Origin of the sequence: Paenarthrobacter sp. PPS72 (assembly GCF_048537125.1) — a bacterium.
Classification (GTDB): Bacteria; Actinomycetota; Actinomycetes; order Actinomycetales; family Micrococcaceae; genus Arthrobacter; species Arthrobacter nitroguajacolicus_E.
The window spans coordinates 250,959-272,648 of the sequence record NZ_JBLYIE010000021.1 but is presented as its reverse complement, the minus strand read 5'-3'; the positions used below and the strand labels follow the sequence as shown (position 1 = coordinate 272,648).

The 21,690-nt window shown below is 62.1% G+C and carries 21 protein-coding genes; 17 read left to right on the top strand and 4 right to left on the bottom strand.

Annotated elements, in window-relative coordinates:
• Positions 1-87: 87 nt before the first annotated feature.
• From ACLRGI_RS11465 to sdhC, 4 genes are all read right to left on the bottom strand, one after another.
• The gene (locus ACLRGI_RS11465) at positions 88-870 is read right to left on the bottom strand and encodes a succinate dehydrogenase iron-sulfur subunit (protein WP_011773975.1); all 783 of its coding nucleotides are present in this window, start codon (positions 868-870) and stop codon (positions 88-90) included.
• Positions 870-2,669 carry a succinate dehydrogenase flavoprotein subunit gene (gene sdhA / locus ACLRGI_RS11460; protein WP_089594136.1) on the bottom strand — a complete coding sequence of 600 codons (1,800 nt, stop codon included), beginning with the start codon at positions 2,667-2,669 and terminating at the stop codon, positions 870-872. Before sdhA ends, ACLRGI_RS11465 begins: the two co-directional genes overlap by 1 nt.
• A 97-nt stretch (positions 2,670-2,766) precedes the next feature.
• On the bottom strand, positions 2,767-3,243 hold the full coding sequence (locus ACLRGI_RS11455; RefSeq protein ID WP_419201767.1) for a succinate dehydrogenase hydrophobic membrane anchor subunit: 477 nt from the start codon (positions 3,241-3,243) through the stop codon (positions 2,767-2,769).
• A gap of 3 nt (positions 3,244-3,246) precedes the next feature.
• On the bottom strand, positions 3,247-3,627 hold the full coding sequence (gene sdhC / locus ACLRGI_RS11450) for a succinate dehydrogenase, cytochrome b556 subunit (protein WP_211713083.1): 381 nt from the start codon (positions 3,625-3,627) through the stop codon (positions 3,247-3,249).
• A 253-nt stretch (positions 3,628-3,880) separates the two neighbouring features.
• On the opposite strand from sdhC, the gene ACLRGI_RS11445 reads away from it, so the two are divergent.
• The 17 genes from ACLRGI_RS11445 to ACLRGI_RS11365 all read left to right on the top strand — a co-directional run bounded on the left by ACLRGI_RS11445 (position 3,881) and on the right by ACLRGI_RS11365 (position 21,622).
• Complete coding sequence (locus ACLRGI_RS11445) at positions 3,881-5,014, top strand: mannose-1-phosphate guanylyltransferase (RefSeq protein ID WP_419201766.1); 1,134 nt, start codon at positions 3,881-3,883, stop codon at positions 5,012-5,014.
• Positions 5,015-5,124: 110 nt separating this feature from the next.
• The gene (locus ACLRGI_RS11440) at positions 5,125-6,330 is read left to right on the top strand and encodes an amidohydrolase (protein ID WP_419201765.1); all 1,206 of its coding nucleotides are present in this window, start codon (positions 5,125-5,127) and stop codon (positions 6,328-6,330) included.
• 122 nt (positions 6,331-6,452) lie between these two features.
• Positions 6,453-6,887 carry a MarR family winged helix-turn-helix transcriptional regulator gene (locus ACLRGI_RS11435; RefSeq protein WP_419201764.1) on the top strand — a complete coding sequence of 145 codons (435 nt, stop codon included), beginning with the start codon at positions 6,453-6,455 and terminating at the stop codon, positions 6,885-6,887.
• A 51-nt stretch (positions 6,888-6,938) separates the two neighbouring features.
• The gene (locus ACLRGI_RS11430; RefSeq protein WP_419201763.1) at positions 6,939-7,370 is read left to right on the top strand and encodes an organic hydroperoxide resistance protein; all 432 of its coding nucleotides are present in this window, start codon (positions 6,939-6,941) and stop codon (positions 7,368-7,370) included.
• Positions 7,367-8,389: an NADP-dependent oxidoreductase gene (locus ACLRGI_RS11425; RefSeq protein ID WP_419201762.1), complete on the top strand. Its 1,023-nt coding sequence runs from the start codon at positions 7,367-7,369 to the stop codon at positions 8,387-8,389. The genes ACLRGI_RS11430 and ACLRGI_RS11425 overlap by 4 nt, the downstream gene beginning before the upstream one ends.
• Before the next feature lie 245 nt (positions 8,390-8,634).
• The gene (locus tag ACLRGI_RS11420; protein ID WP_419201761.1) at positions 8,635-9,741 is read left to right on the top strand and encodes a BMP family lipoprotein; all 1,107 of its coding nucleotides are present in this window, start codon (positions 8,635-8,637) and stop codon (positions 9,739-9,741) included.
• A gap of 135 nt (positions 9,742-9,876) precedes the next feature.
• A complete protein-coding gene (locus tag ACLRGI_RS11415; protein ID WP_419201760.1) occupies positions 9,877-11,397 on the top strand; it encodes an ABC transporter ATP-binding protein in 1,521 nt (506 codons plus the stop codon).
• The gene (locus ACLRGI_RS11410; RefSeq protein WP_419201759.1) at positions 11,387-12,733 is read left to right on the top strand and encodes an ABC transporter permease; all 1,347 of its coding nucleotides are present in this window, start codon (positions 11,387-11,389) and stop codon (positions 12,731-12,733) included. Before ACLRGI_RS11415 ends, ACLRGI_RS11410 begins: the two co-directional genes overlap by 11 nt.
• The gene (locus ACLRGI_RS11405; RefSeq protein WP_419201758.1) at positions 12,730-14,019 is read left to right on the top strand and encodes an ABC transporter permease; all 1,290 of its coding nucleotides are present in this window, start codon (positions 12,730-12,732) and stop codon (positions 14,017-14,019) included. The genes ACLRGI_RS11410 and ACLRGI_RS11405 overlap by 4 nt, the downstream gene beginning before the upstream one ends.
• Before the next feature lie 2 nt (positions 14,020-14,021).
• The gene (locus ACLRGI_RS11400) at positions 14,022-14,426 is read left to right on the top strand and encodes a cytidine deaminase (RefSeq protein WP_419201757.1); all 405 of its coding nucleotides are present in this window, start codon (positions 14,022-14,024) and stop codon (positions 14,424-14,426) included.
• Positions 14,423-15,733: a thymidine phosphorylase gene (locus tag ACLRGI_RS11395; RefSeq protein ID WP_419201756.1), complete on the top strand. Its 1,311-nt coding sequence runs from the start codon at positions 14,423-14,425 to the stop codon at positions 15,731-15,733. The genes ACLRGI_RS11400 and ACLRGI_RS11395 overlap by 4 nt, the downstream gene beginning before the upstream one ends.
• A gap of 86 nt (positions 15,734-15,819) precedes the next feature.
• The gene (locus ACLRGI_RS11390; RefSeq protein ID WP_419201755.1) at positions 15,820-16,470 is read left to right on the top strand and encodes a DedA family protein; all 651 of its coding nucleotides are present in this window, start codon (positions 15,820-15,822) and stop codon (positions 16,468-16,470) included.
• 192 nt (positions 16,471-16,662) lie between these two features.
• Positions 16,663-17,355: a DedA family protein gene (locus ACLRGI_RS11385; RefSeq protein WP_419201790.1), complete on the top strand. Its 693-nt coding sequence runs from the start codon at positions 16,663-16,665 to the stop codon at positions 17,353-17,355.
• Positions 17,356-17,383: 28 nt separating this feature from the next.
• Entirely contained in the window at positions 17,384-18,526 is a 1,143-nt protein-coding gene (locus ACLRGI_RS11380; protein WP_419201754.1) for an adenosine deaminase, read from the top strand.
• Between the two features lie 178 nt (positions 18,527-18,704).
• Positions 18,705-19,313, top strand: a complete 609-nt coding sequence (locus ACLRGI_RS11375) for a MazG nucleotide pyrophosphohydrolase domain-containing protein (protein WP_419201789.1) — start codon at positions 18,705-18,707, stop codon at positions 19,311-19,313.
• A gap of 116 nt (positions 19,314-19,429) precedes the next feature.
• The gene (gene eno / locus ACLRGI_RS11370; RefSeq protein ID WP_011773994.1) at positions 19,430-20,710 is read left to right on the top strand and encodes a phosphopyruvate hydratase; all 1,281 of its coding nucleotides are present in this window, start codon (positions 19,430-19,432) and stop codon (positions 20,708-20,710) included.
• Between the two features lie 147 nt (positions 20,711-20,857).
• On the top strand, positions 20,858-21,622 hold the full coding sequence (locus ACLRGI_RS11365) for an FtsB family cell division protein (protein ID WP_419201753.1): 765 nt from the start codon (positions 20,858-20,860) through the stop codon (positions 21,620-21,622).
• The last annotated feature ends 68 nt before the right edge of the window (positions 21,623-21,690 follow it).

The window sequence follows — 21,690 nt, the reverse complement described above, 5'->3', positions numbered from 1 at the left end:
GCGGCAGTTGATTAACGACGACGGCGCCACCCACCATCAGTGGTGAGGGGCGCCGTCGTAGTGCTTGTTCTCTTGAAGAACGGTGAACTAGATCTTGCGGGCCAGAATGGCCTGCTTGACCTCGGCGATTGCCTGGGTCACCTGGATGCCGCGGGGGCATGCTTCCGAGCAGTTGAAGGTGGTGCGGCAGCGCCACACGCCTTCTTTGTCGTTAAGGATCTCAAGGCGCATGTCGCCGGCGTCATCACGGGAATCGAAGATGAAGCGGTGTGCGTTGACGATCGCAGCCGGACCGAAGTACTGGCCGTCGGTCCAGAAGACCGGGCAGGACGATGTGCAGGCGGCGCACAGGATGCACTTGGTGGTGTCGTCAAAGCGCTCACGGTCCTCGACGGACTGCAGGCGTTCCTTGGTGGGCTCGTGGCCCTTGTTGATCAGGAAGGGCATGACTTCGCGGAAGGACTGGAAGAAGGGTTCCATGTCCACGATCAGGTCCTTCTCCACGGGGAGGCCCTTGATCGGCTCGACGGTGATGGGCTTGGTGGTGTCCAGGTCCTTCAGCAGCGTCTTGCAGGCGAGGCGGTTGCGGCCGTTGATACGCATGGCATCGGAACCACAGACGCCGTGGGCGCAGGAGCGACGGAAGGAAACGCTGCCGTCGATCTCCCACTTGACCTTGTGGAGGGCATCCAACACGCGGTCCGTGCCGTACATGGTCAGCTTGTAGTCATCCCAGCGTGCTTCGTCCGAGATTTCGGGATCGTAGCGGCGCACACGCAGCGTGATGTGGAAGGTGGGGATCTCACCGTCGCCTGCAACGCTTGCCGGGAGCTCGATTTTGGAAGCGGGTTCTGCCATTTCGGTCGTCATTAGTACTTACGCTCCATCGGCTCGTAACGGGTGAAGATGACGGGCTTCGTCTCAAGACGGATGCCCGCAACAGATTCCGCCGAGGAGTCGACGGTGACGGAAGTGTCCAGGTAAGCCATGGAGTGCTTCATGAACTTTTCGTCATTGCGGTCCGGGAAGTCCTCACGGTAGTGGCCACCGCGCGACTCTTCCCGGTGCAGGGCACCAACGGTCATGACCTTGGCCATGTCCAGGAGGAAGCCGAGTTCCACGGCTTCCAGGAGGTCCAGGTTGAAGCGCTTGCCCTTGTCCTGAACGGTGACGTGCTTGTACCGCTCTTCGAAGGAAGCGATGTCGCGAAGGACCTGTTCCAGGGATTCCTTGGTGCGGAACACCTGCATGTTGGCGTCCATGGTGTCCTGAAGTTCCTTGCGGATCTGCGCAACACGCTCGGTACCGTTGCCGGTCAGAAGGCCGTCCAGGATGCCGCGGGTCATTGCCTCGGGATCCTCGGGCAGCTCAACGTAGTCGGCTGTCTTCGAGTATTCCGCTGCAGCGATACCGGCGCGCTTGCCGAACACGTTGATGTCCAGGAGCGAGTTGGTGCCGAGACGATTGGAGCCGTGAACGGACACACAGGCAACTTCACCGGCTGCGTAGAGGCCCGGCACAATCGTGTCGTTGTCCTGCAGCACTTCGGTGGTGATGTTGGTGGGGATGCCACCCATGGCGTAGTGCGCGGTGGGGAACACAGGAACGGGATCGGTGAACGGTTCCACACCCAGGTAGGTACGGGCGAACTCCGTGATGTCCGGAAGCTTGGCCTCGATGTGTGCAGGCTCAAGGTGCGTCAAGTCCAGGAGGACGTAGTCCTTGTTCGGACCACAGCCACGGCCTTCGCGCACTTCATTCGCCATGGCGCGAGCCACGATGTCGCGGGGTGCGAGGTCCTTGATGGTGGGGGCGTACCGCTCCATGAAGCGCTCACCCTCGGAGTTACGCAGGATGGCTCCTTCACCACGTGCACCCTCGGTAAGGAGGATGCCCAGGCCGGCGAGGCCGGTCGGGTGGAACTGGAAGAACTCCATGTCTTCCAGAGGGATGCCGCGGCGGAACGCAATGCCCATGCCGTCACCGGTGAGGGTGTGGGCGTTGGACGTGGTCTTGAAGACCTTGCCTGCGCCGCCGGAGGCGAACACCACGGACTTGGCCTGGAAGACGTGCAGTTCGCCCGAAGCGAGGTCGTAGGAGACCACGCCGGCAACACGCTTCTGCTTGTACGGGGTACCGTCTTCGCGTACTGCGTCTTCTTCGACGATCAGCAGGTCAAGGACGTAGTACTCGTTGTAGAACTCAACGTTGTGCTTGACGCAGTTTTGGTACAACGTCTGCAGGATCATGTGACCGGTACGGTCGGCTGCATAGCATGCGCGGCGGACGGGCGCCTTGCCGTGGTCACGGGTGTGGCCACCGAAGCGGCGCTGGTCAATCCGGCCCTCGGGCGTGCGGTTGAACGGCAGACCCATCTTTTCCAGGTCCAGCACGGCGTCGATGGCTTCCTTCGCCATGACTTCGGCTGCATCCTGGTCAACCAGGTAGTCGCCACCCTTGATGGTGTCAAAGGTGTGCCATTCCCAGTTGTCTTCTTCGACGTTGGCCAGTGCGGCGCACATTCCACCCTGGGCTGCACCGGTGTGCGAGCGGGTGGGGTAGAGCTTGGTCAGTACCGCGGTGCGTGCTCGCTGACCGGATTCGATCGCGGCGCGCATGCCGGCGCCACCTGCACCGACAATGACGACGTCGTACTTATGGACCTGCATACCAGATGCTCTCTCTTTCAAAAATTCAGATGGTCGGCGGAGGCTGCTCCGCTACGTCAGGCGAACCGGCTGCTCGTGGGAGCAGCCGGAGGCACCGCTACGGGGCCGGGCAGAAACCGCCAGGCAACTGAACGCCGTCGACGACGGGGCACGGGTTGAAGGTGAAAATCACCAGCGTGCCAAGGATGATGATGACCAGGGTGGCCGCGTAGAGGACCATCTTGAGCCAGAAGCGCGTGGAATCCTTCTCGGCGTAGTCGTTGATGATGGTGCGGACGCCGTTGGTACCGTGCAGCATGGCGAGCCACAACATGGCAAGGTCCCAGAACTGCCAGAACGGATCGGCCCATTTGCCGGCAACAAAGCCGAAGTCGATTGCTTGGATGCCCTCGCCCACCAGCAGGTTCACGAACAGGTGGCCGAAGATCAGCACCACCAGGACGATGCCGGAGAGACGCATGAAGAGCCAGGCGATCATCTCGAAGTTGCCACGGCTGGAGCCGGTGCGGTTGTACTTCGGAGCGATCTTCCCGGCACCGATTTTTCCGCTGCGCGGAGATTCGATGGTTGTCATGGCTTAGTGGCCTCCCAGTGCGAGGGAAAGGTGGCGGATGGCGAAGCCTGCGAACGTGACAAGCCACAGCGCAAGCACGATCCACAGCAACTGGCGCTGGTACTTAGCGCCCTTCTTCCAGAAGTCGATGGCGATCACACGCAGGCCGTTGAAGGCGTGGAAAATGATCGCGGCGACCAGGCCCGTTTCACCCAGGGCCATGAGGGGGTTCTTGTATGCGCCAATGACGGCGGTGTAGGCCTCAGGGGACACGCGCACCAATGAGGTGTCCAGCACGTGGACCAACAAGAAGAAAAAGATCACTACACCTGTAATGCGGTGTCCAACCCAGGACCACATGCCTTCACGGCCGCGGTACAAGGTGCCAGCTGGTTTTGTCGGCACTGATTAAACCTTCCTGCAACACAGCGGCGCTGGCATGGGATCCATGCGGGGGGAACGCCTGCTGCGAGAGCACTCGTAGCTCACGCCTAAATCTAGGCTTCGCTAACAGCATATTCAATTTAGGACGGGCTTCTCTGCTTGTTAATTCCATGTTTCCCGCCGATATTCAGGCGATTTTCGGCACTGCCTGAGACGAACGCCACACGTGTGTCCCGCTGCAGGGCTTGTCGTCGGCACAGGATAAAGTGTTGCGGTGAGTACAGAAGACGCGAAATACCCGGAATCGCCATTGAACCGCTTCCATGCGGTTATTCCGGCGGGCGGTGTGGGGACCCGGCTATGGCCACTCTCGCGTGCCGCTGCGCCCAAGTTCCTCCACGACCTGACCGGTTCGGGCAGTACGTTGTTGAGGGCTACCTATGACCGTCTTGAACCGCTGGCCGGTGAACGGGTCCTTGTTGTCACTGGTGAGGCGCACCGCGCCGCCGTGTGCCGCCAGCTGCCCGAAATCGGGGACGACGAGCTGGTGCTGGAAAGCGAGCCCAAGGACTCCGGCGCCGCCATCGGTCTCGCCGCTGCCATCCTTTACCGCCGCGACCCGGACACCATCATGGGTTCCTTTGCTGCTGATCAGGTCATCAGCCCGGATGATCTCTTCCTGGAGACCGTCCGCGAGGCCATCTTTACCGCAGCCACCGGCAAGATCGTCACCATCGGCATCAAACCCACCCACCCCTCCACTGGATTCGGATATATCCGCTCCGGTGCAGCCCTGAACGTGGAGGGCGCCCCCAACGCACTTGCTGTTGCGGAGTTCGTGGAGAAGCCGAGCCAGGAAGTGGCCGACAAATACGTCGAGGCCGGGGACTACGTCTGGAATGCAGGCATGTTCGTTGCGCCAGTGGCGCTCATGCTCAAGCACCTCGAAGCCAACCAGCCTGAGCTGTTCAAGGGCCTCCAGGAAATCGCCGAGGCTTGGGACACGCCTCAACGCGCGGAAGTGACATCCCGCGTGTGGCCCACGTTGCCGAAAATCGCCATCGATTACGCAGTGGCTGAGCCCGCAGCGGAAGCCGGCGACGTCGCCGTCGTGCCTGGTACCTTCCGTTGGGACGACGTTGGCGACTTCGCCGCGATCGGGCGCCTGAACAATGCAGGCGATGTTGATGAAGTAACGGTGCTTGGCGAAGGTGCACGCGTGTTCGCGGAGAACGCCAGTGGCGTGGTGGTGTCCGACACTAAGCGCGTCATTGCCCTCATCGGCATCAAAGACGTGGTCATTGTGGATACCCCGGACGCACTTCTGGTCACAACGAAGGAACACGCACAACTCGTGAAAGGCACTGTCGACGCCCTGAAAGCCAGCGGCGACACGGACGTGCTGTAAGGCATCCGCTTATACCGTGAGCCACCTCTTTGGTTGTCCTGCGTCTGAACGCAGCGTAACCAAGAGGTGGCTTTCGTTCTTCGGATGCCACGCATGGCTAGAGTTGTGACGTGCGCAATTACACGACTGAAACCGAGCCCGCTCCCGTTGTGAGTCCCTGGGTTGATGAACTGCTTCCCGGACTCATTGACTTCCGGCGTGACCTCCATGCGCACCCCGAGCTGTCCTTCAAGGAATTCCGCACCACGGATAAGCTCGTGGAACGGCTTGAAGCAGCCGGACTGAAGCCGCGCCGCCTTGAGGAAACCGGACTGACGGTTGACGTGGGCGAGGGCCCCATTGCCACAGCCCTTCGCGGGGATATCGATGCACTGCCGATCATTGAGGAAACCGGCCTGCCGTTCGCGTCGAAGAACCATGGCGTTACCCATGCTTGCGGGCACGACGTCCACACCACGGCCATGCTCGGCATTGCCCTGACGCTGCAGCGGATGCACAAGAACAATCCGCTGGGCGGCACGGTTCGAATCATTTTCCAGCCCGCCGAGGAAACCATGCCGGGCGGCGCACTGTCCTGCATTGAGCAGGGAGTGCTCGAAGGCGTACCGCGTATCCTGGCCCTGCACTGCGATCCCCGCATCAACGTGGGCCAGATCGGCACCCGTATCGGTGCGATCACTTCCGCCTCGGACACCATTAAGATTGAGCTTTCCGGCCGCGGCGGCCACACTTCACGGCCGCACCTGACCGAGGACCTGGTGTTCGCACTGGCGCAGATCGCAGTGAACGTGCCGGCTGTCCTTTCCCGCCGGGTGGATGTCCGCAGTGGCGTGTCGGTGGTGTGGGGCCAGATTTCAGCGGGTTCCGCGCCGAACGCCATTCCGGGTGTCGGCTACATGGCCGGCACCATGCGTTGCCTCGATCGCGATGCCTGGCATAGCGCGGGGGAGTTGCTGGACGATGTGGTGCGACAGGTTGCCGCGCCTTATGGCGTTGATGTTCGCCTTGAGCACACCCGAGGTGTGCCGCCCGTCGTGAACTCCGAGCATGAGACGGCTATCATCGAGGCCTCTGCCCGCGCTGAGTTGGGTGAAAACGCAGTGGTCCTGACTCCTCAGTCCATGGGTGGAGAGGATTTCGCCTGGTTCCTGGCCGACCTCCCGGGAGCCATGATGCGCCTGGGCACGCACACACCCGGCGGCGAAGAGTACGACCTCCACCGTGGTGACTTCATCGTTGACGAGCGCGCGCTCGGCTATGCCATCCGTGTTCTGACCGCAGCTGCCCTCCGCACGATCCGCGACCTCGAACAGTAAACCCAACTGACTGGCATGAGTGGTTGTTCTGAGCGCTGGGAACAACCACTCATGCCAGCTACTCGGGTGCCACTGGCGAAGATAGGTTGTGCACAATTGAATTGTGCACTATCATTTAGTCCATGAGTGATGCACCCCGCCTCCGCCATCAGGTCTGCTTCTCGCTGTACTCGGCGTCCAAGGCAGCGACGGCGGTCTACCGCCCCGTGCTGGAGGACCTCGGCCTGACGTACCCGCAGTACTTGGTGATGCTGGTCCTCTGGGAGCAGGAGCCGCGCAGTGTCCGCGAACTCGGTGCTGAACTGGGCCTCGACTCCGGCACCTTGTCGCCCCTGCTCAAGCGGCTGGAGGCCATGGGGCTGGTGGAACGCCACCGCTCGGCCGAGGATGAACGCCGGGTGGATGTCTTACTGACCGACGCCGGCACCGCCTTGAGTGCCCGGGCCCAGGCTGTACCGAAGCGCCTCGCTGACGCCGCAGGCCTCTCGCCCGACGAGATCGATCAGCTCCACGCCACTCTCGGCAAGCTCACGGCAGCACTGAACAGCTCACTCTGACAGACCTCCGGAAAATCCCGGACATCCATTCCCATAGAGAACGGAAACACCATGAAGACTCTTTACACCGCTGAGGCGTTGGCATCCGGCGAAGGCCGCGACGGCAACGCCCGCACCAACGACGGCAAACTTGACGTCGCCCTCGCCAGCCCCGTGGAACTGGGAGGCAATGGCGAAGGAACCAACCCGGAGCAGTTGTTCGCTGCAGGCTATGCCGCGTGCTTCCACTCTGCCCTGCGCCTGGTAGGCCGCAAGGAGCGCGTGGACCTCAGCGATTCAGCAGTTGCCGCCAAGATCCACTTCGGTGCACTGGCGGACAGTGAAGGATATGGGCTGGCCGCCGAGCTCGAAATCGCATTGCCCGCACTGGACCGCGGCACCGCGGAGCAGTTGATGGCCAAGGCGCACCAAATCTGCCCCTATTCCAATGCAACGCGCGGCAATATGGCCGTGGACCTCAAGCTTGTGGAGTTCGCAGCATGAGCGCCGCTACCAGCACGCCGGTGGAAACCCGCGAAATCCAGCTTGCATCACGCCCTGTAGGACGCCCGGCCCCTGAAAACTTCCGGCTGGCACACGCTGCGCTGCCTGAACTCGCGGAGGGCCAGCTCCTGGTGAAGAACCAGTTCATGTCCGTTGATCCCTACATGCGCGGCCGCATGAATGACGTCAAGTCGTACTCGGCGCCGTTCCGCCTGGATGCAGCGCTCGACGGCGGTGCGGTAGGTGAGGTGATCGCGTCCCGTTCGGACGCGCACAAGGTGGGTGACGTCGTCGTGCATCAACTTGGCTGGCGGGAGCACTCGGTGGTGGACGCCGCGGCGACTACGCCGGTCCCCAGTGGCCTTGCACCAACATCAGCGTTTCTTGGTGCCTTGGGAATGACCGGCCTGACTGCCTACGCCGGTTTGCTGAAAGTTGCCGAGTTCAAAGAGGGCGACGTGGTTTTCGTGTCCGGAGCGGCAGGTGCGGTCGGCTCCATGGTTGGTCAGATCGCCAAGGCCATGGGCGCGTCCAAGGTCATCGGCAGTGCCGGATCGCCGGAGAAGGTTGCCCGTTTGGTGGAGCTCGGCTTCGATGCTGCCTTCAACTACAACGATGCTCCTGTGCTGGATCAACTGAAGGAAGCAGTGGGGGAGCGCGGCATTGATGTCTACTTCGATAACGTCGGCGGTGAGCACCTCGAAGCAGCCCTGGCGACGCTTACGGTTGGCGGGCGCGTAGCGATGTGCGGCGCTATTGCCCAGTACAACTCCACGGAGCCCTCGGTGGCCCCGGGGAACCTGGCGGTTGCTATCGGGAAGCAGCTCACCCTGCGCGGATTCCTGGTGGGCGGGCAGCGACAGCATGCCGCCGAATTCGCGCAGAAGATGGCCGGATGGCTGGCCGATGGGTCCGTCAGTTACGACGAAACAATCGTGGATGGACTGGAGAACGCACCGCAGGCATTCATTGATCTGTTGGACGGCGCGAACACTGGAAAGATGTTGGTTCGCCTCTAGCCCACAGGCGAATCGCGTGTGACTTGCACACCCGGCTACTGCTTGGTAACAAAAGGTCAACAATCTGACCTGGAGTGATCATTTGTGGTAGCTGGGTGTGTTGCAGGCCACTAGTGTTGGTTTCATCAATGCGCTTCGGCGCAGCTGCGAGCATCAGTGAAAACAGAATTTCTGCCTCAGGTATAGGAAACGGACACTCATTGACCATCCGTCGTAGCGCCAATCACTTTCTTCCTGGAGGAAAATTGAAGAAACCACTGCGTGCCACCCTGAAGCGCGGTTCAATGGCCGGTGTTGCCACCCTAGGTGCGGCAGCGCTCCTGCTGACCAGCTGCGGCCAAGCTCCCGACGCCGGATCCGGCGCGGCGACCAAGAGTGACTTTACTGGCTGCATCGTGTCGGACTCCGGCGGATTCGATGACCAGTCCTTCAACCAGTCTTCGTTCGAAGGCCTCAAGAAGGCGGAGTCTGATTTGGGCATCACGGTAAAGTCGGCCGAATCCAAGGCCAACAGCGACTTCGAAACCAACCTCAACGGCATGATCTCCGCTGGCTGTAACCTCACTGTCACCGTTGGCTTCCTCTTGGGCGATGCCACTAAGGCCGCCGCAGAAAAGAACGCCGACAGGCACTTCGCGATCGTCGACTACACGTACGAGACTCCGATCGCCAACGTCAAGCCGATTGTCTATGACACGGCACAGGCGGCATACCTGGCAGGCTACGCAGCTGCCGCAACATCCAAGACCGGCAAGGTGGGCACCTTCGGCGGCATCAAGATCCCCACGGTCACCATCTTCATGGACGGCTTCTACGACGGCGTACAGGCCTACAACAAGGCCAAGGGCAAGACAGTCCAGGTTGTTGGCTGGGACAAGAACACGCAGGACGGTTCGTTCACGGGCGACTTCGAGAAGCAGGACACGGGCAAGCAGGTCACCATCAACCTGCTGGACCAGGGCGCGGACATCATCATGCCCGTAGCCGGACCGGTCGGTAAGGGTGCCGGCGCTGCGCTGAAGGAAGCCAAAGCAGCCGGCAAGGACGTCAAGCTCATCTGGGTTGACTCCGATGGCTACCTCACCGCGCCCGAGTACAAGGACCTGATGCTGACCTCTGTGGTCAAGCAGATGGGCGAAGCCGTTGAAGCCGTGGTGAAGGACGACACGGAAGGCAAGTTCAACAACGAAGCCTACGTCGGCACGTTGGAGAACGATGGTGTGGCCATCGCTCCGTTCCACGATCTCGACTCCGCTGTCACCGCTGAAACCAAGTCCGAGCTCGATGCCCTGAAGGCTGACATCGTCTCAGGCAAGCTGGTTGTCGAGTCGGCAGCGAGCCCCAAGAAGTAAAACAATTCCTGGACGCGCCGCCAGTACCGAGCACCGGTACTGGCGGCGCGTTTTTGCCCTGACTACGCTGGGCCTCAAAGCCAGTGGCTTTGGAGCAGTACAGCCGTCCCTCGGACTCACAGAACGGTGGGAGTTGTGAAACTCGAATTGAAGGGGATCTCGAAAGCCTTCGGGACCTTCTACGCCAACCAAGACATCGACCTCGTGGTCGAATCCGGCCAGATCCATTGCCTCCTCGGCGAAAATGGTGCCGGCAAATCAACCCTCATGAACGTGCTGTACGGGTTATACGAGCCCACAGCCGGCCAGATCCTGGTGGATGACCAACCGGTCAATTTCCGCGGACCCGGTGACGCCATGGCGGCCGGCATCGGCATGGTGCACCAGCACTTCATGCTGGTCCCCGTCTTTACAGTGGCGGAAAACGTTGCCCTCGGCGCGGAACCGACCACGTTTGGCGGTGTGCTGAGCATCGACGAAACCCGGAAGAAAATCCGGGAGATTTCCGATCAATACGGCTTCGACGTCGATCCCGACGCCCTGGTGGAGGACCTCCCCGTGGGCGTCCAGCAGCGGGTTGAGATCATTAAGGCGCTGGTGCGTGAGGCAAAAGTCCTCATTTTGGACGAGCCCACGGCCGTGTTGACGCCTCAGGAAACCGATGAACTCCTGGACATCATGAGGCAGCTCAGATCCGGCGGAACGTCCATCGTCTTCATCTCGCACAAGCTGCGCGAAGTGAAGGCTGTCTCGGACGTCATTACCGTCATCCGCCGCGGCAAGGTGGTGGGCGATGCGCCTCCCACTGCGTCAGCCACGGAACTGGCCTCCATGATGGTGGGACGCCCGGTTAGCCTGAGCCTGAACAAAGCTCCCGCGCAGCCCAAGGAAACCACGTTTGTGGTGGAAAACCTGACGGTCCGCGCGGCCAACGGCACCAACGTAGTGGACGGAATCAGCTTCGACATCGCGCAGGGTGAGATCCTCGCCGTCGCCGGTGTCCAAGGCAACGGCCAAACGGAACTGACCGAAGCCATCCTTGGCGTGCAGGAACACGTGACCGGTTCCGTGACCCTGGACGGCAAGCAACTGCTGGGCCTCCCGGTCAAGGACGTCCTGCGGTCAGGGGTCGGCTTTGTCCCGGAAGACCGAACCGTGGATGGACTGGTTGGTCCGTTCTCGGTGGCAGAGAACCTGGTCCTTGACCTTTACGACCAAGCACCGTTCGCCAGCGGCATCAGCATGAAGCCCGGCAAGGTTGTGGAGCACGCGAAGGCCAAGATCGAGGAATTCGATATCCGTACGCCGTCGGCGGCGTCTGCGGCCGGAACGCTGTCCGGTGGCAACCAGCAGAAAGTGGTCATGGCCAGGGAACTGTCCCGGCCCTTGCGGTTGTTTATCGCGAGTCAGCCCACACGCGGCGTGGATGTCGGTTCCATCGAGTTCCTGCACAAGCGCATCGTTGCCGAGCGCGACGTCGGAACGCCGGTCATGATCGTTTCCACTGAACTTGATGAGGTCATTGAGCTAGCCGACCGGATTGCCGTGCTTTACAAAGGCAAGCTCGTGGGCATTGTCCCTGCTGGAACACCCCGCGACACCCTTGGCTTGATGATGGCCGGAGTCGGCCCTGAAGGAGGCTCCGATGACAACTAAAGACGAGTCAGGCAAGGACCAAACACCCGAGGAATCCACCTCCGAAGTCCGGGCGGCAGACGTCGCCTTGGACACCGCCGGAGGGACACTGGAACCATCCATAGTGCCTGTTTCCTCCCAAAGCGGGGACCCGGGACACAAGCAAGGCAGCCTCATGCGCCGGATCGTGATGGGCAGCGGCTTTGTCTCCGTCCTGGCGGTCATTGTGGCGCTGTTCCTCGGCGGCTTGCTGATTGCCAGCACGGACACCCAGGTGACCAAAACCGCAGGTTACTTGTTCGCACGCCCCACGGACTTCCTGAGTGCGTTGTGGACAGCCATGACCGAGAGCTACGTTGCACTCTTCCAGGGCGCTGTGTTCAATCCCCGTGAGGGCTTCAAGCCCTTGCTGGAAACCATGACCGTGGCAACCCCGCTGATCTGTGCCGGCTTGGGTGTCGCCCTGGCATTCCGCGCCGGCCTTTTCAACATTGGTGCGCAGGGGCAGATCATCATCAGTGCCACGCTGGCAGCATATGTTGGTTTCACCTGGCACCTGCCGTTCGGCCTGCACCTGCTGGTGGTCATCATCATGGGCGTCCTTGGTGGCGCCGTATGGGGTGGAATCGTTGGTGTCCTCAAAGCCAGGACCGGTGCGCACGAGGTCATTGTGACCATCATGCTGAACTATGTTGCGCTGTTCCTGCTGGACTTCCTGCTGAACACCGCGGCCTTCCGCCGGCCCGGGGACAACAGCCCCATCTCTCCCCGCTTGGACGAATCGGCGACTTATCCGGTGCTCATTCCGGGATCCCGGCTCCACCTGGGATTCCTGGTGGCAATCGCCCTGACCTATGGCGTGTGGTGGATGCTGAACAGATCCACCATCGGCTTCGAATTCCGGGCAGTCGGCGCCAACCCCATCGCCGCCCGGACTGCAGGGGTCAAGGTACCCCGCGCTACCATCCTGGTGATGGCCCTGGCCGGAGCCCTGGCGGCCTTTGGCGGCGTGGCCCAAGTGGCAGGTACTGAGAAGGTCCTCACGGGTGGCGTGGCGGCCCAGATCGGCTTCGACTCCATCACGGTTGCCCTCTTGGGACGCAGTACTCCGTGGGGGACGTTCTTCGCGGGCCTGTTGTTTGGCGCGTTCCGTGCAGGTGCCGTGCAGATGCAGATCCAGACGGGAACGCCCATCGACATTGTGCTGGTGGTGCAGTCCCTGATCGTCCTGTTCATTGCAGCACCGCCCCTCATCCGGTCGATCTTCCGGCTTGAGCCAAAGAAGAAGAACAAAGACAAGACACCGAAGGCGGCCCCGAAAGCTGCCCTTGCCAACGCCTCCGGAGGTGCCAAGTGAGCGCGACAACCACCGCTCCGAAGCCGGGATCAACGGCCCTGCCGGCGTTCCGGCCTTCCATGAAAGTACCGCTCTCGCTCGGGATCCTGGCACTTATAGCTCTGGTCTTCTTCGGCTTCCTTGGCCCGGACCAGACCGCCGAGATGAAAATCAGTGATGCCGGCGACGCCGTTGCCGTTCCGGCCTTGATGATTCCCGGCCAAGTGGGCGGCATTGTCCTCGGCATCCTGCTGCTCGCGATGGCCGCCTACTCGATCTATCTCTGGACGCAAGGCGAGCGGTCACCCAAGTGGCTGCCCATCGCGTTTGCAGTGGTGTTCGTGTTCGCCTTGCTTGTTTGGATCGTGGCAGGCGCCCGCCAGCCCTCCATCTCGCTGGCCGGCCTCGTTGCCGGTTCGGTAACGCTGGCAGTGCCATTGGTCTTCGGCTCGCTCTCGGGCGTGCTCTGTGAGCGGGTGGGCGTGGTGAACATCGCCATTGAGGGTCAGCTCCTGGGCGGAGCATTCACTGCGGCCTTGGTGGCCACCATGACGGGCAGCCCTTACATCGGCCTGATTGCAGCCGCCGCTGCCGGTGCTGCTGTGTCCATGGTCCTCGCCGTGTTCAGCATCAAGTACCTGGTGAACCAGATCATCGTCGGTGTGGTCCTGAATGTGCTGGTCTCCGGCCTTACCGGGTTCCTGTACGGCACGCTGATGGTACCCAACAAGGAGCAGTTCAACACTCCAGGCCGGCTGGACATCCTGCCGATCCCGCTCCTTTCGGACATCCCCATCATCGGGCCCATCCTGTTCGAGCAGTCCATCGCGGGCTACCTCATGTATATTGCGGTGGCCGTGGTGTGGTTCGGCTTGTTCAAGACCCGCTGGGGCCTCCGAGTCCGGGCAGTCGGCGAACACCCGCAGGCTGCCGACACGTTGGGTATCAACGTCAACGCAACCCGTTTCTGGAACGTCACCTTGGGTGGTGCCATCGCGGGCATCGGGGGTGCCGTCTTCACACTGGTGACCATCGACTCCTTCACCAAGGACATCTCCGGTGGCCGCGGCTTTATCGCCCTTGCTGCCCTGATCTTTGGGCGGTGGAACCCGATCGGCGCGTTCCTGGCCTCACTGCTGTTCGGCTTCGCCTACAACCTGCAGTCCATCCTGGGCATCATCGGTACCCCGGTACCGAGCCAGTTCATGGCCATGCTGCCGTACCTGGTGACCATTTTCGCCGTCGCCGGTCTGGTGGGTAAGTCGCGACCACCGGCCGCAAGCGGCATACCGTACGTGAAGGGTTGACGATGCCAGCGGAAGATATCGACTGGCAGGCCTTGGAGGATGCGGCAAAGCAGGCAATGCAACGGGCCTACGCGCCATATTCCAAGTTCCCGGTGGGCGCTGCGGCCCTCACCGGGGACGGCCGGATCATCAGCGGATGCAACGTAGAGAATGCCAGCTACGGGCTGACCCTTTGCGCGGAATGTGCACTTGTTGGGCAGCTCCACATGTCAGGCGGCGGCAGGATCGCTGCGTTCTACTGCGTGGACGGCCAAGGCAACATCCTCATGCCGTGCGGGCGTTGCCGCCAGTTGCTCTACGAATTCAGGGCTCCGGGAATGCAGCTCATGACAACTCAGGGAATCAAATCCATGGACCAGGTGCTGCCTGACGCCTTTGGTCCCGAACATCTGGAGGAAACCACGTGACCAGCACTGAAGCGTTCGACGCCGTCCAGATCATTTCCATCAAGCGGGACAAGGGCACGCTCACTCCCGAGCAGATCGACTGGACCATTGACGCCTACACCCGCGGCGTGATCGCCGAGGAACAGATGGCCGCACTGAACATGGCCATCCTGCTCAACGGCATGGACCGCGCCGAGATTTCGCGCTGGACATCGGCCATGATCGCCTCGGGCGAGCGGATGGACTTCTCGTCCCTGACAAGGCCCGACGGCGGCCGGAAGCCTACCAGCGACAAGCACTCCACCGGTGGGGTGGGGGACAAGATCACCCTGCCGTTGGCGCCGCTGGTGGCCGTGTTCGGCGTCGCGGTTCCTCAGCTTTCGGGCCGCGGACTTGGCCACACCGGCGGGACGCTGGACAAGCTGGAGGCCATCCCCGGGTGGCGGGCCAACCTGGGCAACGACGAAATCATGGCCCAGCTCCAGGACGTCGGCGCAGTCATCTGTGCTGCAGGTTCAGGGCTCGCTCCTGCGGACAAGAAGCTGTACGCCTTGCGTGACGTCACTGGAACGGTGGAAGCCATCCCGCTGATTGCCTCCTCGATCATGAGCAAGAAGATCGCCGAGGGAACAGGCTCTTTGGTGCTGGACGTCAAGGTGGGTTCCGGTGCCTTCATGAAGGACGAAGCCCGGGCCCGGGAGCTTGCAGAGACCATGGTGGCCCTCGGCAAGGATGCAGGCGTACACACCGTCGCGCTGATCACCGACATGTCCACCCCGCTTGGATTGACCGCAGGTAACGCCATCGAGGTGGAGGAATCAGTGGAGGTCCTTGCAGGCGGCGGTCCGGAAGACGTCGTCGAGCTGACCGTCCGTCTGGCCGAGGAGATGCTGGCCGGCGCCGGCATCCACGACGCCGATCCCGCAGCTGCCTTGAAGGACGGGCGCGCCATGGACGTTTGGAACCGGATGATCGAAGCCCAAGGTGGAGATCCCCGGGCCGCGCTGCCCGTGGCCAGGGAATCCGAGGTTGTCTACGCTCCGGCGGACGGCGTCCTGGTGGAATTGGACGCGCTGTCCGTGGGTGTTGCTGCCTGGCGCCTGGGTGCTGGCCGTGCCCGCAAGGAAGACCAGGTCCAAGCCGGAGCCGGAGTACGGCTGCACGCCAAGCCCGGCGCCCTGGTTCGGGCGGGAGAGCCCCTGATGACACTTCTGACGGATACCCCGGAGAAGTTCGAACGGGCCAAGGAAGCGCTCCAAAATGCCGTGGTGATTGCACCCGAGGGTTCGCGCCCGGCGCATCAGCTCATCATCGACCGCATCGCCTAGGCTTAAGTGTCCCGGGCTGTTTCCAGGAACAGCCGGGACACCAGCCATCCGGCGCCTGTGGGGGAGCCGGCTATCGTAAGGAAACCGTGCAGGGCATCAACGATTTCATCCTCGCCGCGGCCGAGCAGCCATGGGTGTTGGTCCTGGTGCTGGCTTGTTGCGTGATTGATGGCTTCTTCCCGCCCATCCCCAGCGAATCCGTAGTGGTGGGCCTGAGCGCCGTTTCCGGCAGCAGCGGCTCACCCAACGTATGGCTGCTGGGCTTGATGGCAGCCATCGGCGCGTTCTCCGGGGATAACATCGCCTACATCATTGGACACCGCATCGGCATCCAACGGTGGCGATGGATGCGCACCCAGCGGATGCAGGGCGCCTTTCGTTGGGCGGGCAAGGAACTCCGACGTCGCTCAGCCTCGCTCATCATGGTGGCCCGGTTCATCCCCATTGGCAGGGTGGCCGTCAACCTGACGGCCGGTGCCACGCACTTCAACCACCGTAAATTCGTAGCGCTCACGGCCATGTCGGCCATCTTGTGGGCAACGTATTCGGTGATCCTTGGGTACTTCTTTGGTGTCTGGTTCGAGGACAACCACCTCCTCGGTGCCGTCATTGCGATCGTCGTAGCTGTGATCCTTGGAATTATCATCGATCGCGTCATCAGCAAAGTCCGGGGATCAGTGCCCCTGGACGGTAAAAACATTCCCGAGGAAGACGCCCCGACTCCACCCACGGTATGACGCCTTTGGTCTTGGAAGATCAGCCCGGCGGTTGACGACGCCGGCATTCTCAAACCGATAGCGTTAAACGCGTGATCCCAAGGCTGGGGCGTAGCGAACGACGCCCTGGCCGTGGGACACTAGAGCGACTTCCGTCACACCGTCAAGTCAAATTCGTCTAGGAGCTACCCCCGCGTGGAGTTTTTGAATCAAATGCTCGAGCATGCAGCCGGGCAGCCCTGGATATACCCGGTACTTCTGGTCTTCTTTTTCATTGACGGATTCGCCACTATCCTTCCCAGCGAAACTGCCATTGTGGGCCTCTCGGCGCTGTCCCTTCACAGCGGAGAACCCAACCTTTGGATCTTGGGAGCCACTGCCCTGGTGGGTGCAATGGCCGGGGACAACATGGCTTACATGTTGGGCCGTAAGATCGGCCTCACCCGCTGGAAGTGGATGCGGCGTCCCAAGGTCCAGAAAATGTTCGCGTGGGCGCAGTACGAGCTGGACAAGCGCGGTGCGGTGCTTATTTTCACCGCCCGTTACATTCCGTGGGGTCGCGTAGCAGTGAACTATGTGGCCGGGCAGACCGGATTCCGGCACCGCACCTTCTTCTGGCTGGACGCCTTCGCCTGCATCACCTGGGTGGCCTACTCCATCGGCATTGGCTTGCTCGCCGGTCAGTGGGTGCACAACAACCCGCTCCTGGGTGTCGGAATTGCAGTGGCATTCGCCGTGGTTCTCGGCATCGCGGTGGACCACGCCCTCCGTTGGTGGCACAAGTACCTTGAGAAGAAGGACCTGGCCCGTGAAGCGGCCGCGAGTAGTGCAGCACCCGCAGCGGAGTCGCCCGAGCCGTCGCAAAAAGCTGTTGCCGGCGCCGACCTCTCCAACCCTGCTGGCTAAGCTACTGCGGTCCCCCTACAGTTAGTACGTGACTGAGCCCATTCTTGACGCTGCCCCTGCCCTTGACTTCGATCTGAAGAGCCTGCCCAAGGTTTCCCTCCACGACCACCTGGACGGAGGACTCCGGCCGGCCACCATCATCGAGCTGGCCGAGGCCGCCGGCCACACCCTTCCCTCCACCGATCCCGTGGCGCTGGGCGAATGGTTCCGCGAATCCGCCGACTCCGGTTCGCTGGTCCGCTACCTCGAAACGTTCGACCACACCGTTGCCGTCATGCAGACCAAGGAAGGCCTGTTCCGGGTCGCCAAGGAATTCGTGGAAGACCTCGCCGAGGACGGCGTCGTGTACGGCGAAGTCCGTTGGGCACCTGAACAGCACCTGCGGCAGGGGCTGACCCTGGACGAGGTTGTGGAAGCAGTCCAGACGGGCCTCGAAGCCGGTATGGATTCCGCGGAAGAGCGCGGCCAGCAGATCCAGGTGGGCCAGCTCATCACCGCCATGCGCCACGCTGATCGCGGTCAGGAAATCGCGGAACTCGCTGTCCGCCACCGCGCCAACGGCGCCGTCGGCTTCGACATTGCCGGCGCTGAGGACGGCTTCCTGCCCTCCCGCTTCAAGGATGCCTTCACCTACCTTGCCGAGAACAACTTCCCGGCAACGGTCCACGCCGGCGAAGCCGCCGGCCTGGAGAGCATCCAGTCCGCTTTGGTGGACGGCCGCGCCTTGCGTCTTGGCCACGGTGTGCGGATCGCCGAGGACATTTCGGTGGAGTTCGAGGACAACTCCGACGACGACGGCGAGGACACCATCGGGATGGTGACCATCGGCAGCGTGGCCGCCTGGGTCCGCGACCGTGGAATTGCGTTGGAGATTTGCCCGTCCTCCAACCTCCAGACCGGCGCCATCTCCGGCTTCGGCGATGGCATCGAAAGCCACCCGGTGGACATGCTCTTCCAGCTCGGCTTCAATGTCACCATCAACACGGACAACCGCCTCATGAGCGGAGTGACCCTGACGGACGAGTTCGAACTCCTGGTGGAGACCTTCGACTACGACCTCGATGATCTGCTGGAGCTCACACTCAACGCCGCGGAGGCAGCCTTCCTGCCCCTGGACGAGCGCGAAGCCTTGGTTGAGTACATCAACGATGCCTACGCCAACCTCGGCTAGCGATTCCAACGAGGTCCCCGAGCTGCTGGATGGGCCCACAGCAGCAGGGGTACCCGGTCGAGCTTGCGAGCTGCTGGAACTGCTGGATGGGCCCACAGCAGCAGGGGTACCCGGTCGAGCTTGCGAGGTCGGGGAGCTGCTGGGGACGATCGCTGCCTTGCGTGAGCACTGCCCTTGGATGGGTGCGCTGACGCACGAGTCGCTGGTGGAGTACCTGATCGAGGAAGCCTATGAAGTGGTGGACTCGATCGAAGCGGGTGACTCCGCGCAACGGGACAACGAGCTCCGCGGCGAGCTGGGCGATGTGCTGCTTCAAGTAGTGCTTCATGCCCGGCTCGCCGAGGAGCGCGGCAGCTTTGATTTTGCTGCCGTGGCCCGGGGCATCAATGCCAAGATGGTCCGGCGAAACCAGCACGTCTTCAAAGCCGACGGTTCCCTGCAGGAGAGTTTCCCGGCCAGCGTCGAGGAGATCATTGTCAAGTGGGATGCCGCCAAACGCGCGGAGAAGCCGGAACGGAAAGACCCTTTCGAGGGCATTCCGCCCCATCTTCCGGCGTTGGCAGCGGCGCAGAAGTCCCTTGACCGGGCAGCACGCTCAGGCTTGGACGTTGACGCGCAAGGTGCCTTGGCCGCCGTCGGACTTCCTGTCATCCCGGCCTCGGAAGAGGCGTTGGGGGAGCTGCTGCTCGCCGTGGTCGCCGGTGCGCGGGAGCAAGGACTCGACGCCGAACGGGCCCTCCGTGCCGCAGTTCGATCCTTTCAGAACAACCAGGCGCAGCCTTCATGACGTGAGCCGTTGGAAGCCGTGCCGTAACGTAAGCCACTCTCGACTACGCTAGTAGCGACGAGGACGTTGAGAATTTCCCTCCACATTCCTGTAATTCGCCCATAAGGAGCACATCCATGGCGCTTATCGATGCCATCCACGCACGCGAGATCCTTGATTCCCGCGGAAACCCGACCGTAGAAGTTGAGGTCCTGCTCTCCGACGGCCAGATCGGCCGCGCAGCAGTTCCCTCCGGTGCCTCCACCGGTGAGCACGAGGCCGTTGAGCTTCGCGACGGCGATAAGGGCCGTTACCTCGGCAAGGGTGTCCAAAAGGCCGTTGACGCCGTCATCGACGAGATCTCCCCGGCCCTGATTGGTTTCGACGCCACTGACCAGCGCAGCATCGACCAGGCCATGATCGACCTGGACGGTACGCCCAACAAGGGCAAGCTCGGCGCCAACGCCATCCTGGGTGTTTCCCTGGCTGTCGCCAACGCAGCCGCAGCTTCTGCTGACCTGCCGCTGTACAAGTACCTGGGCGGCCCGAACGCCCACGTCCTGCCCGTTCCCCTGATGAACATACTCAACGGCGGCTCGCACGCCGACTCCGATGTGGACATCCAGGAATTCATGATCGCGCCCATCGGTGCCGAGACCTTCTCCGAAGGCCTGCGCTGGGGCGTTGAGGTTTACCACAACCTCAAGGCTGTCCTCCAGGAAAAGGGCCTCTCCACCGGCCTCGGCGACGAGGGTGGCTTCGCCCCGAACCTGCCGTCCAACCGCGCTGCACTGGACCTGATCCAGGAAGCCATCAAGAACGCCGGCTACACCCCGGGCACGGACATCGCCCTCGCCCTGGACGTTGCATCTTCCGAGTTCTACAAGGAAGGGGCGTACCAGTTCGAAGGCAAAGCACTTTCTGCCACTGAGATGAGCGCCTACTACGCTGAGCTCGTTGCCGACTACCCGCTGGTTTCCATTGAGGACCCGCTGGACGAGAACGACTGGGAAGGCTGGAAGACCCTCACCGACACCATCGGTGACAAGGTCCAGCTTGTTGGCGACGACCTCTTCGTCACCAACCCGGTCCGCCTGCAGCAGGGCATCGAGACGGCCACGGCCAACTCCCTGCTGGTCAAGGTCAACCAGATCGGTTCCCTGACCGAGACGCTCGACGCCGTTTCCCTGGCACAGCGCTCGGGCTACACCACCATCACCTCGCACCGCTCCGGCGAAACCGAGGACACCACCATTGCTGACATCGCCGTTGCCACCAACGCGGGCCAGATCAAGACCGGTGCCCCGGCCCGCTCCGAGCGTGTTGCCAAGTACAACCAGCTGCTGCGCATCGAAGAAGAACTCGACGACGCCGCACGCTACGCCGGCCGCAGCGCGTTCCCGCGTTTCAAGGGCTAGCCTTCAGCGAAAACACTTAACCGGTGGCTATGGTTGAAAGACCATGGCCGCCGGTTCTGTTTAACTCCGGTTCTGATGACACCGGCCAGGTCAGCAAGAGCAAGCGCAGCAACCCGCCAGGCAAGCACCGGGCATTACAGGAGTGTCATGGCCACCCGTCGTCCAAAAGTACCCAGGGCCGACGCCCTTGGCCGTCCGTCCAGTAGTGCCCGTCCGTCCAGTGCTAACGGTGCGTCCAACGCAAACGGCACCGCCGTGAAGGGTCCCGCCGCGAAGGATTCCGAACACGCAGCTTCTGCGGGCGCCGACGTCATCAAGGCTGAGTTCGGCGGCGCTCGGGGCACCTCGAAGACGCCGGTTATTGGCGCGAAGCCTGAGAGCAGCAAAACATCCAGCAGCAAAGCGCCCACGGGCGCCAAGGCGACCACCGGAAGCAAACCGCCCGGGACGTCAACGAAGGCAACCGGCAAGGGCTCGGATAAACCAAGCCCGGCGTCGAAGGATGACCGATTGCTGGATCCAGTACCGGCTAAGGCGTTCTCAGGCCGGATGCTTGCACTGGCTGTGGTCATGATTGCCATCACCATCCTGCTGGCCCCCACCGTGAAGATCTTCTTGGAGAAACGTGCCGAAATTTCCGCGTTGGAAGCGGAAATTGCTGGTAGGAAAGCGGAGCAAAGCGAGCTGAACAAGCAGCTCTCCCGGTGGCAGGACCCCAACTACGTGAAACAGCAGGCCCGCGACCGCATTAACATGGTTATGCCGGGTGAAACAGGTTACTGGGTGTTTGGGGGAGAAGAAGCCGCCGGCACACCGGGTGGCCGCACCGGCTCCGGATCGTCGGCCAACCCGGAAAATCTGCCCTGGGTGGATGCTCTCTGGGAGACAATCAGACGATCTGCAACTGACTAGATGCGGTGCCCGCCGCCGTCGTGTCCGCATGGGACGTGACAAAAGGGGCAGGAAGGTTGGCAGCGCAA